At 57.0% G+C, this 11,677-nt stretch carries 12 protein-coding genes; 6 read left to right on the top strand and 6 right to left on the bottom strand.

Features of this window, described 5'->3' with window-relative positions; translation table 11 throughout:
- Positions 1-137 precede the first annotated feature (137 nt).
- The 6 genes from accD to pncB form a co-directional block, all read right to left on the bottom strand.
- Positions 138-1,019, bottom strand: a complete 882-nt coding sequence (gene accD / locus CHR62_RS11395) for an acetyl-CoA carboxylase, carboxyltransferase subunit beta (protein ID WP_093969080.1) — start codon at positions 1,017-1,019, stop codon at positions 138-140.
- A gap of 27 nt (positions 1,020-1,046) precedes the next feature.
- The gene (trpA, locus tag CHR62_RS11390; RefSeq protein ID WP_093969081.1) at positions 1,047-1,874 is read right to left on the bottom strand and encodes a tryptophan synthase subunit alpha; all 828 of its coding nucleotides are present in this window, start codon (positions 1,872-1,874) and stop codon (positions 1,047-1,049) included.
- A gap of 12 nt (positions 1,875-1,886) precedes the next feature.
- Positions 1,887-3,086 carry a tryptophan synthase subunit beta gene (gene trpB / locus CHR62_RS11385; RefSeq protein ID WP_093969082.1) on the bottom strand — a complete coding sequence of 400 codons (1,200 nt, stop codon included), beginning with the start codon at positions 3,084-3,086 and terminating at the stop codon, positions 1,887-1,889.
- A 101-nt stretch (positions 3,087-3,187) separates the two neighbouring features.
- Positions 3,188-5,413, bottom strand: coding sequence for a bifunctional (p)ppGpp synthetase/guanosine-3',5'-bis(diphosphate) 3'-pyrophosphohydrolase (locus CHR62_RS11380; RefSeq protein WP_093969083.1), 2,226 nt, complete (start codon positions 5,411-5,413; stop codon positions 3,188-3,190).
- Positions 5,414-5,425: 12 nt separating this feature from the next.
- Entirely contained in the window at positions 5,426-5,782 is a 357-nt protein-coding gene (locus tag CHR62_RS11375) for a RidA family protein (protein ID WP_093969084.1), read from the bottom strand.
- A gap of 43 nt (positions 5,783-5,825) precedes the next feature.
- A complete protein-coding gene (gene pncB, locus CHR62_RS11370; protein WP_093969085.1) occupies positions 5,826-7,001 on the bottom strand; it encodes a nicotinate phosphoribosyltransferase in 1,176 nt (391 codons plus the stop codon).
- A 168-nt stretch (positions 7,002-7,169) separates the two neighbouring features.
- On the opposite strand from pncB, the gene fdxA reads away from it, so the two are divergent.
- From fdxA to CHR62_RS11340, 6 genes are all read left to right on the top strand, one after another.
- A complete protein-coding gene (gene fdxA / locus CHR62_RS11365) occupies positions 7,170-7,493 on the top strand; it encodes a ferredoxin FdxA (RefSeq protein ID WP_093969086.1) in 324 nt (107 codons plus the stop codon).
- Between the two features lie 3 nt (positions 7,494-7,496).
- A complete protein-coding gene (locus tag CHR62_RS11360; protein WP_123661016.1) occupies positions 7,497-8,282 on the top strand; it encodes a ferredoxin--NADP reductase in 786 nt (261 codons plus the stop codon).
- 21 nt (positions 8,283-8,303) lie between these two features.
- A complete protein-coding gene (locus CHR62_RS11355; RefSeq protein WP_123661015.1) occupies positions 8,304-9,524 on the top strand; it encodes a polyhydroxyalkanoate depolymerase in 1,221 nt (406 codons plus the stop codon).
- On the top strand, positions 9,517-10,173 hold the full coding sequence (gene rsxB / locus CHR62_RS11350; RefSeq protein WP_123661014.1) for an electron transport complex subunit RsxB: 657 nt from the start codon (positions 9,517-9,519) through the stop codon (positions 10,171-10,173). Before CHR62_RS11355 ends, rsxB begins: the two co-directional genes overlap by 8 nt.
- Positions 10,170-10,808, top strand: coding sequence for an endonuclease III (gene nth / locus CHR62_RS11345; protein ID WP_093969090.1), 639 nt, complete (start codon positions 10,170-10,172; stop codon positions 10,806-10,808). Before rsxB ends, nth begins: the two co-directional genes overlap by 4 nt.
- Positions 10,809-10,933: 125 nt before the next feature.
- Positions 10,934-11,656, top strand: coding sequence for an ATP-binding cassette domain-containing protein (locus tag CHR62_RS11340; protein WP_123661013.1), 723 nt, complete (start codon positions 10,934-10,936; stop codon positions 11,654-11,656).
- Positions 11,657-11,677: the final 21 nt, after the last annotated feature.

Here is an 11,677-nt window from a genome sequence, read left to right as displayed (position 1 = left end):
TTTTTGCATTGATGACAAAGCGCCGACAATAAACCTGTACTGCCTGTTGCCGACCGCATCGCGAAGAACGCAAACGGGCGTGACAAGGCCAAAGTGCCGGGCCTTAAAAGAAGGCCACGACACCTTGGCGTTTATGTCTAGGCTGCGGCGCCCACCACGTCGATAGGCTGACGCGTAAGCAAGGCCAGCATGTGTGCCAGTTCACTACGCATTTCACGGCGGTCAATAACGCAATCGATGGCGCCTTTTTCAAGTAAAAACTCGGCGCGCTGAAAACCTTCGGGCAGTTTTTCGCGAACGGTCTGCTCGATAACCCGGGGCCCGGCAAAGCCAATAAGCGCCTTAGGCTCGGCGACGACGACGTCACCCATGAAAGCAAAACTAGCCGAAACACCACCCATGGTCGGGTCGGTAAGCACGCTGATAAACGGCAAACCTTCGGCAGCAAGACGCGTAAGCATGGCGTTGGTTTTAGCCATCTGCATCAGCGAAAACAAGCTTTCTTGCATACGTGCGCCGCCCGAAGCTGCAACGCAAATAAACGGGCAACGATTTTTGATGGCTTCCTGAACGCCGCGCACAAAACGCTCGCCAACAACCGAACCCATCGAACCGCCCATGAACTCGAACTCGAAACACGCCAAAACCACCGGCATGTTAAGCATACGACCGCTCATGATCACCATGGCCTCGGACTCGCCCGTTGATTTGGTGGCCTCGGAGACGCGCTCGGGGTATTTGCGGGAGTCTTTGAACTTTAAGGGATCGACCGGACGGGTATTTTCACCGATTTCGACACGACCCTCGGTGTCGAGCAATGCGTTGATACGGGCGCGAGCCCCGATCCGCATGTGATGGCTGCAGTTGGGACACACGTTAAGACTGGCGGCCAAATCGTCTTTATACAAAACTGACTCGCAGCCCGGACATTTGATCCAGAGCCCCTCGGGTACCCGCCGCGAGTTGGCGTCGGAGTTTTTGTTGATACGCGGCGGCAGAATTTTCTCAATCCAGCTCATGGTTGTATTTCCTGGTGATATTTGTTTTTAGTTAAGCGCCTGGCGAATACCGCCGAGCCACGCTTTTGCAGCTTGTACCGCAGCCATGTCGGCATCCTGACCACTGGCTGATGCGCCAGCAACAGCCTCTTCCATGGTTTCGATGAGTTTGCTGCCAATGATGACCGCATCGCTGACCTGCCCGAGCCGACGAGCGCTTTCGGCATCGCGAATGCCAAACCCAACGCCCAGCGGGATATCGAGATGCTGTCGAATAGCGGCCAGACGTTGCTCGACGTCGGTAATGTCCAGGTTGCCGGAACCGGTAACACCCTTTAGCGAGACATAGTACACATAGCCGCGTGCAATTTTGGCAACCTTCTTGACGCGATCTTCGGTTGACGTAGGCGCCAGCAGAAAAATCGGGGCAACAGCGGCGGCTTCGAGGTAGCGCGCAAAATCGATCATTTCTTCGGGGGGGTAGTCAACCACCAAAACACCGTCAACACCTGCTTCGGCGGCCTTCTGGGCGAACACTTCCTGGCCAAAACGCTCGATGGGGTTGGCGTAACCCATAAGTACTACGGGCGTAACCGCATTGGTGCGACGGAACTCTTGGACCATATGCAGAACATGCACCAGCCCAACCCCCTTTTCGATGGCACGCTGGGTCGCCCGTTGCACGACCGGGCCGTCGGCCATCGGGTCGGAAAACGGCACGCCCAGTTCGATGACGTCGGCCCCGGCCTCGACCAGCGCATGCATGAGCGGAACGGTTGCCTGCGGTGAGGGATCGCCAGCCGTAACGTAGGGAATCAGTGCGGCACGCTTGCCCTTATTGGCAAACACGGTCGCAAGCCGATCTTGTTGATTCATGTTGATAACCTATTAAAGGGTAATACCGCTGAACTCGGCAACGGTATGCATGTCTTTATCGCCCCGGCCCGACAGATTGACCAGAATGACTTTATCTTTAGGCAGCGTCGGCGCCAGACGAACGGCATGCGCAATGGCGTGCGATGACTCGAGCGCGGGCATGATGCCTTCGGTGCGGCAGCACTTGTGAAACGCCGCCAGTGCCTCGGCATCGGTAACGCCTACATACTGCGCACGACCCGAATCTTTAAGCCAGGCATGTTCGGGGCCTACGCCCGGATAATCGAGACCCGCCGAAATAGAGTGGGTTTCTTGAATTTGGCCGTGCTGGTCTTGCAAAATATACGTACGATTGCCATGCAAAACGCCAACAACACCCGCATTCAATGAGGCCGAGTGGCGATCGGTATCGAGGCCTTCACCAGCGGCTTCGACACCTACCAGCGCTACTTCTGGGTAGTCGATATAAGGGTAAAAAATACCCATGGCGTTAGAACCGCCCCCTACCGACGCAACTACGTAGTCGGGTTGACGCCCGGTATTGACGGGCATTTGTTCAATGCACTCGGTGCCGATAACAGACTGAAAGTCGCGCACCATGGCAGGATACGGGTGCGGGCCGGCCACAGTGCCGATGCAGTAAAACGTGTTCTCGACGTTGGTGACCCAGTCGCGCATTGCCTCGTTCAGGGCATCTTTAAGCGTGCGCGAGCCAGATTCCACCGGGACGACAGTGGCCCCCAGCAGCTTCATGCGGTACACGTTCGACGCCTGCCGGCGCACGTCTTCGGCGCCCATATATACGACGCACTCGAGCCCGTAACGCGCGGCAACGGTTGCAGTGGCCACACCATGCTGTCCAGCGCCGGTTTCGGCGATGATACGAGGCTTACCCATGCGGCGCGCCAACATGATTTGGCCGATACAGTTATTGATTTTATGCGCACCGGTGTGATTGAGGTCTTCGCGTTTAAACCAGATTTGTGCCCCGCCCAGCTCTTCGGACCAGCGACGTGCGTGATACACAGGGCTGGGACGCCCGACAAAATGCTTAAGCTCGTACTCGAACTCTTGAAGAAATTCGGGATCGTTTTTGTATTTATCGTAGGCTGCCTTGAGCTCATCAAGTGCATGCACCAGGGTTTCGGCGACGAAAGAACCGCCAAAACGACCAAAATGACCCTGTTCATCAGGCAAGTTATACGGTTTCAAGTAAATACTCTCTGGTTGCGCAGGCGACCGGATTTGCCGCCAGCATTAAAGAATCAGGTCATTTTAACAGTGCCGACCCAGCCCCGCAGCGCACACCGCCCCTACGAACGGGTCGCTGTTACGCCCGACAACTCATTCAGTGCGGTAAGCGCTCGCGTTATCTGGTCGCCATTGCGCACCTCGATCGTAAAGACCATGTGAGCCAACGAGCGACGGCTTTGTGTATTAACGCTGACCACATTCAGTCGAAGCTTGCCAAACACATCGGTAAGGTCACGAAGCAAGCCCATGCGGTCGGGCGCATGAATGCTGATAGAAACCGGATACAACGCATCACCGGTCTCGCCCCAGTCGACGTCAATCAGCCGCTCCGGTTGCTTCATGGCCAATTCGGCATACGCTTTGCAGTCGGCGCGATGTATGGAAACGCCCCGCCCCCGGGTAATAAAACCCGCAATAACGTCGGGTGGCGCAGGCCGGCAACAACGGGCCAGTTGGGTCAGAAGCGCATCGACGCCCACCACCAGCACCCCCGATTTACCCGTGCGCACGACGTTATCGTTGCCCGCCGCATACGACACCATGCCCCGCTCGGGCAAGGATTCGGATGCCGAGCCCTGACCCGCCACGGGCTCACGAAAATGCTGATCGAGCGCACGCAGGCTGAACTCGTCTTTGGCGACAGACACATACATATCGTCGGCACGGGCGAACCCCAGCTGGTTGGCCAACTGCTCGAGATTGACTGCGGTTTTGCCCAACCGCTGCAGCTCTTTTTCGACCATGTTCTGGCCCTGGGCAATGCGCTCTTGCAACTCAATGGCATTGAACCAGGCCCTCACCTTCGACCGGGAGCGATTACTGGCCAAAAAACCCAACTGCGGGTTGAGCCAGTCGCGCGAGGGCCCGCCTGACTTAGCCGCAATAATTTCAACCGTTTGCCCTGTTTTCAGGCGCGTCAGCAAAGGCACCATCTGGCCATCAACCCGCGCCCCCCGGCAGCGATGCCCAAGGTCAGTGTGCAGATAGTAGGCAAAATCAACCGGCGTCGCGCCAGCAGGCAACTCTATGACGCGTGCTTGCGGGGTCATGACGTAAATGCGGTCGTCGAAAAGATTTTTTGCCGCTTGCGTCGCTTCGATGTCGCCCCACGCCAGCAGCTGACGCATCCAGGTAACTTTGCGATCGTAGTCGCCCGCAGCAACCTGCGTACCCCCCTTGCTGCCAGCCTCTTTGTACCGCCAATGCGCCGCCATACCGTACTCGGCGTACTCATGCATTTCGCGGGTACGAATCTGCACCTCGAACGTTTTTCCATCGGCATCCGTGACCACCGTATGCAATGACCGATAGCCGTTAGGCTTGGGCCGCGCGATGTAGTCATCGAACTCGTTGGACACAGGTGTCCACATGGCGTGCACTTGCGCCAGCACGGCGTAACACGCGCGCTCGTCTTGCACGATTACCCGCATGGCACGTAAATCGTAGAGCTGTGAGAACGCCAGGTTTTTATTACGCATCTTGTTCCAGATGCTGTAAATATGTTTTGGTCGTCCAGAAACTTCAGCGGGTATCCCGGCCTGGTCCAGCGCTGCCTGAAGTTCGGCAACGACACGCTCTATCATGGCCTCACGCTCGACGCGCTTATCTTCAAGTTGGCGCGCGATATCTTTATAAGTCTCGGGCTCCATAAACCGGAACGCGAGGTCTTCCATTTCCCATTTGACCTGCCAGATGCCCAGCCGATTGGCCAATGGCGTGTACAACGTCATGGTTTCGCGGGCAAATTCGGGCGGGCAAGGTGTTTTACTGGCGGCGTACCACCGCAGCGACTGCAACCGGGACGCCAGACGCAGCATGACGATGCGCAAGTCGGCTGCCATGGCCAGCAACATTTTTCGTTGCTTTTCTTTTTGGTCGACAGCCGCCTTGCCGGGGTCGGCGGCCTGAGCCGCCACGTAACCGAGCCGCAGCAACGCGCGTACGCCCTGCACCATGGTGGCGATTTCGGCGCCGAACGTTTTGGCGATAGGGTCTTTTTTAGGCGTCGGGTCGAATAAGGACTCATCGCGCACCACCGCCAGTACGGCACTGATACGGGTAGCGGCGTCGGCGCCCAACCCAGCCAGAATCAGCGCGACAGCCGCAGCGTGTGCATCTAATGGCTCACCGGTAAGGGCGAGCTGGCCTTGCAAAGGCGCTCGAACCCGGTCAACAGCCTTGGCAAGCTGCGCACGTTCGGCCTCGTCGAAGCCCTGGCTTGCGGCCTCGAACCAGACGGCATCAAAGGGTTGGGCCCAATCGGCGAACGGCGCGGTGTCTGACATAACCGTAGCGAGTTACTGCGGAATGGCAGCCTTGACGACAATTTCTACTTTGAGGTCGGGGTTGGCCAAACGGGCCTCGACCGTAGCCCGGGGCGGCGCATTGCCAGCAGGCACCCACGCATCCCAGGCCTGATTCATACCGTCGAACTCTTGCATATTGGCCATAAAAATCTGAGCCATCAAGATCTGTGTTTTGTCGGTACCGGCAGTGGCCAGCAGATCGTCGATGGCAGCAAGCACTTCTTGAGTTTGGCCGACAATGTCTTTGCTTGCATCGGTAGGCACTTGCCCTGCCAGATAGGCCACACCATTATGAACGGCTACTTCTGAAAGACGCTGACCGACTTTAAAACGCTTGATGGCGCTCATAGTTTCCTCTTGAAACAAGTAAGTGAAATAAACAGAAAAAGTATCAGGCCGGCGGCAACTGGAAAACCTGCCGCAAATAAGCCAGATAGGCGGGATCGTCGCACATGGTTTTTTGCGGCGAATCGGACACCTTGGCCACGGGCTGACCATTGCAGCGAACCATTTTCATGACGATCTGCAAAGGCTCGTGGCCCAGGTCATTGGTTAAGTTGGTACCAATACCGAACGATACCTTGCACCGCCCCGCAAAACGCTGAGCCAGCTCGATGGCACGCGGTATCGTGAGCGCATCGGAAAACACCAGCGTTTTTGTTCTCGGGTCGGCCCGGTTGGCCGTGTAATGCTCAAGCATGCGCTCGCCCCAAGAGAACGGGTCGCCAGAGTCGTGGCGAGCGCCATCGAAGAGCTTGCAAAAATACATGTCGAAGTCGCGCAGGAAAGCGTCCATCCCGTAGACGTCGGACAACGCAATCCCAAGGTCACCCCGATATTCTTTGGCCCAAACTTCAAGCGCAAAAACTTGAGAGTCGCGCAGCCTGGGGCCCAGCGCCTGGCAGGCCTGCAGATATTCGTGACCCATAGTGCCCAGCGGCGTCACATTGTGCTTCATGGCCATCATGACATTACTGGTGCCGGCAAAATGCACGCCCATTTCGGCTTTCATGGTCCGCACGACCTCTTCGTGCCACTGCTTTGAAAAGCGACGACGCGTGCCGTACTCGGCCACACGAAAATCGGCCAACGCCGGGTCGTCGGTAACCAGCTGCATCTTTTTTTGGAGCCGTTGACGCCCTTCTTCCCAGCCAGGTTCGGTGCAGGTATTACGGAAATACACCTCGTTGACAATGGCCAACACCGGAATCTCGAAGAGGATGGTGTGCAACCACGGGCCTTTGACAGAAATAGCGATTTCGCCGTCGACGTCTCCGGGGCCGATATGAATGCATTTTTCGGGCAGGTGGAACAAGCCCAGGAAGTCGACAAAGTCGCTTTTAATAAAGCGCAGACTACGCAAATAATCCAGCTCGGCGTCGGTGAACTTCAACTGACACAGTGCGTGTATTTCGGCCCTGATTTCGTCAAGGTAAGGCGCGAGGTTGATGTTGGGCGTACGACACTTGTAGCGATACTCGACCTGGGCCGCCGGAAACTGGTGCAACACTACCTGCATCATGGAAAACTTGTACAGATCGGTATCGAGCAAAGAGGTAATGATCATTCGGACAGCCGGCCGCCTTGGCAATTAAAGTGTGTACCCAATTATTGGGTAAAATGAACCCGGGAAACTTTTCCCCAATGTATCAAAAGTGAGCATTGTAATGTTTAACGGCCCGCAGGTTTAGCCTTGCGCCCTTAAACGTTGCCATGCTTGTGTGCTGGAGTATCCATGACCCACGTTGTCACCGAAAACTGTATCAAGTGCAAATACACCGACTGCGTCGATGTCTGTCCGGTCGATTGCTTTCGCGAAGGCCCCAATTTTCTGGTCATCGACCCCGACGAATGCATTGACTGCGCCGTCTGTGTGCCCGAGTGTCCTGCCAACGCTATTTTTGCCGAAGAAGACGTCCCTCAGGATCAGATGCGCTTTATCGCCATCAACGCCGAACTATCGCCGTCGTTCGGGCAAATTAGCCGCTCGAAAGGCGGGCTGCCAGACGCCGACCAATGGAATGGCGTGCCCGACAAAGAAAAGTACCTCGAACGCTAACGCATGACCGACAGCAAATACGCCAAGGTAACCGTACTGGGTCTGCGCGAATGGGTGCCAGGCAAGCTGCTGTCGTTTACCGTCAGCCGCCCAGAAGGCTTTAACTTCAAGGCCGGGCAATTTGCTCGCCTTGGTTTACCCCCCATCGACCAACCCGGTGCTGAGCCCTCGGTCTGGCGTGCTTACTCATTGGTCAATGGCCCCGATCAATCACCGCTCGAGTTCTACTCCATTGTGGTGCCGGGCGGCGAGTTCAGCCCCAGGCTTGCCGAACTGGCGGCCGGAGACACCCTCTACATTGATCGCACACTGTTCGGATTTCTGACCATCGACCGCTTCGAGCCAGGCGGCACCCTATGGCTGATCGCGACCGGTACAGGGTTATCGGCTTATTTATCTATGCTGAACGACCCGGCTACCTGGGCGGCCTTCGAACACATTATTTTGGTACATGGTGTACGCACCTGCCCCGAACTCGCTTACCGCGACGACATCGCACGGTGGCAGGCCCAGGCAGGTACGGCTCCGTTCACGGCGCGCTTTACCTATTTGCCCATCCCTACCCAAGACACGTTGCCGGGCATGCCACAGGCGCGTGTTACCACGCTCATCGACAACGGTCAGCTCGAAACACTGGCTGGGGTGAATCTCGACCCAGCCACAAATAAAATCATGCTGTGCGGCAACCCTGCAATGGTTACAGATGCACGCGCCCTGCTTAAAGAAAAGGGCTTCGCGGTCGGGCGTCGGGGCGTGCCGGGTAATCTGGCTGTCGAAAACTACTGGTAACCCCATAAAGGCTATAACTCCATGCTCTACGACTTGCACGAATTTCAGCGCGCTTTTTTAAACCCGCTGGCTGCGTTTACCGAGCACGGGTCCCAACTGTTTTCACACCCGTATAGCCCTTTAGCCTACACCCCTGTATCGCGCCAAATCGCGGCCAGCTATTCGTTGGTACACCGGCTGGGCAAAGAATACGAAAAGCCGGCCTGGGGCTTGCACACAACCAAAATCAATGGCCGTGATGTCGCTGTTCAAGATCGCGTTGTGTTGCACAAACCCTTTTGCAATCTAGTGCACTTCGAACGCGATACGCTTCGACCCAACGACCCGGTCGTATTGCTGGTCGCACCGCTATCGGGCCACCATGCCACCCTGCTGCGCGATACGGTCAAAGCCTTGCTGCCCAACCACAACATTTACGTCACCGACTGGGTTGACGCTCGCATGGTGCCGCTGCACGAAGGCCCGTTCCACTTAAACGACTATATCGCCTACATTCGCGAGTTCATGACGTTTTTGGGTGCAGGCTTGCATGTGGTTTCCGTCTGCCAGCCCACTGTGCCCGTATTGGCGGCCGTCTCCCTGATGGCCACCGACAACGCCCCCTGTCTGCCCAAAACCATGACGCTCATGGGCGGGCCAATCGACACCCGGCAGTCGCCTACCCAGGTAAACGAGCTGGCCACTAACAAGTCGCATGGCTGGTTTGCCAACAATTTAGTTCATCGCGTACCGGCCAAATACCCCGGCTTCGGGCGCCAGGTTTACCCCGGGTTTTTGCAACACGCGGGTTTCATCGCCATGAACCCAGACCGTCACGCGCAATCGCATTACGATTACTACCTTGATCTGATCAAGGGTGATAACAGCGACGCCGAAGCCCACCGGCGCTTTTACGACGAGTACAACGCTGTACTCGACCTGCCCGCCGAGTTTTACCTGGATACCATCGACGTCGTCTTCCAGCGCCACCTGTTGCCCCGTGGCGAGTGGTATGTTGACGGCCGGCGTGTCGACCCTGCCGCCATCAAAAACGTAGCGCTCTTTACTATCGAAGGCGAGCTTGACGACATCTCGGGCCAGGGCCAAACACGAGCGGCGCAAAACCTGTGCAGCAGTATCCCCAAAGGGCACAAGCAACATTACACCGCGCCCGGTTGCGGGCATTACGGTATTTTTTCGGGGCGGCGCTGGCGCGAAACTATCGCCCCCCAACTCGCAGACTTCATACGCATCCATGGCTGACGCTGTTTTACAGGGCCCCCAGAGCGCTGCTCTGGCGGACCAAATTGACGCCATACTGCCGCAAACGCAATGTACTCAATGCGGCTACGAAGGCTGCCGACCCTACGCTGAGGCATTAGCCACTGGAAATGAGGCCATCAATCGCTGCCCACCCGGTGGCGAGACCGGCATTGCAGCGCTGGCCCACCTGCTGAACCAGCCGGCGGTGCCGCTCGACCCCGATTGCGGTACACACACCGCCCTGATGCTGGCTGTCATTGACGAAGACCATTGCATCGGCTGTACGCTATGTCTGCAGGCCTGCCCCGTCGATGCGATTGTCGGCGCCAATAAAAAAATGCATACCGTCGTCCCCGACCTGTGCACAGGCTGCAAGCTCTGCATACCACCCTGCCCGGTCGACTGCATCCAGATGACGCCTGCCGGATACGACTGGACACCGCGACATGCGGCCACGGCACGCGAACGGCATAATCAACGTCAAACCCGCCTGAAGCGCAAGCACCCAGAAAGCCAGTCCCTGGCAGCGCGCACTCTTAGCAACAAAGCCGCGCTAACGTCGGCCGCCGAGAGCGACGCTCAAGCCCGCCAGGCCGCCATTGCACAGGCGCTGGCGCGCGCTCGTGAACGACGCCGTCAAAGCTCATGAACAAAGCCAAACGACACGAAATATTCAGCCGTTGGCAAGCGGCCAACCCTGCCCCTACCACCGAACTGAATTTCGACGACCCGTTTCAACTGCTTATTGCAGTCATGCTGTCGGCGCAGGCGACCGACAAGTCGGTCAATATTGCCACTGCCCGGTTCTTTCCTACCCATGGCACACCTCAGGGCATTCTGGCATTGGGGCTCGACGGCCTGACCGAACGCATAAAAACAATAGGCCTGTTCAAAACCAAGGCACGCAACGTTATCGAAACATGCCGCATCCTGATCGAACAACACCACGGTCAGGTGCCTGAAACGCGCGAGGCACTCGAGGCCCTGCCAGGCGTGGGTCGAAAAACAGCCAATGTTGTCCTTAATACCGCTTTCGGGCACCCGACCATCGCCGTTGACACACATATTTTCCGTGTCGCCAACCGCACGGGCATTGCGCCAGGAAAAACAGTACTAGAGGTCGAAAAGCGCTTGGAGCGCGTCATCCCAAAAGAGTTTCTGGTGGATTCGCACCACTGGATTCTATTGCACGGCCGCTACATATGCGTGGCCCGAAAGCCTAAATGCCCGCAATGCGGCATTGCCGACTTGTGCGAATACAAGCAAAAAACAAATCCGTACTGACCCTGTCGGGGATTTCCATGTCATGAGAAACCCCCATAGCCAACTGTGCCGGTAAAACACATACTTTAACTGGGCGCTGTAGGGCCTGACACTCAAAACCACGCACAATAAAAAGGGGGGAAACCTTGGCTCACCCCGCTCTCGAAATCAGCCAGCTTAATGCTTGGTACGATCAAATCCACGTACTGCGCGGGGTCAACCTGACCGTCAACGCAGGGCAAGTAGTGTGCCTTCTGGGTAACCCAGGTTCCGGCCGCACCACCGTCTTGCGCGCCATTCTGGGGCTAACAGGGCCCCGCAGTGGTTCCATACGCATCAATGGCACCGAATCCATCCATATGCCAGCCAGCCAAATCCGTCACTTGGGTCTGAGCTACTGCCCCGAAGAACACGCCCTCGTTGACGAACTGAGCTGTGAAGAAAACCTTTTACTCCCTGTCGAAGGCGAATCAACACTGGGTGGCGGGATGTCGCTGGCCGACATCTACGATATTTTCCCTGCCTTCAAGCCATTTCAGCACCAGCCCATCGCGCACCTTTCTACACCCGAACGCCAGTTGCTGGCCGTTGCCCGGGCCCTGCGGCTAGGCACCAATGTATTGCTGCTCGACGAAATCCACGACTGCCTTAACCCGGTCATTGCGTCGGCGATGCACCGCGCCTTATCGATGCTTAAAGCGCAGCACTACACTATTGTCATGGCCGGCGAAACTCCCGGTGCTGCGGCCAGTATTGCCGACCATTATTACGTCATAAAAAACGGCATTCTTGCCGATGACTATGTGTCGAGCGCCGGTTGGGCCGACGGTACCCCGCAAGTGGTACAAACCGGCTGGCGCGCCGGCTAAAAAAAACCTGCTTGTCACACT

Source organism: Pusillimonas sp. NJUB218 (assembly GCF_003788685.1).
Lineage (GTDB): Bacteria > Pseudomonadota > Gammaproteobacteria > Burkholderiales > Burkholderiaceae_B > Neopusillimonas.
The sequence above is the reverse complement of the archived record's forward strand: the minus strand, read 5'-3'. Positions and strand labels throughout refer to the sequence as shown.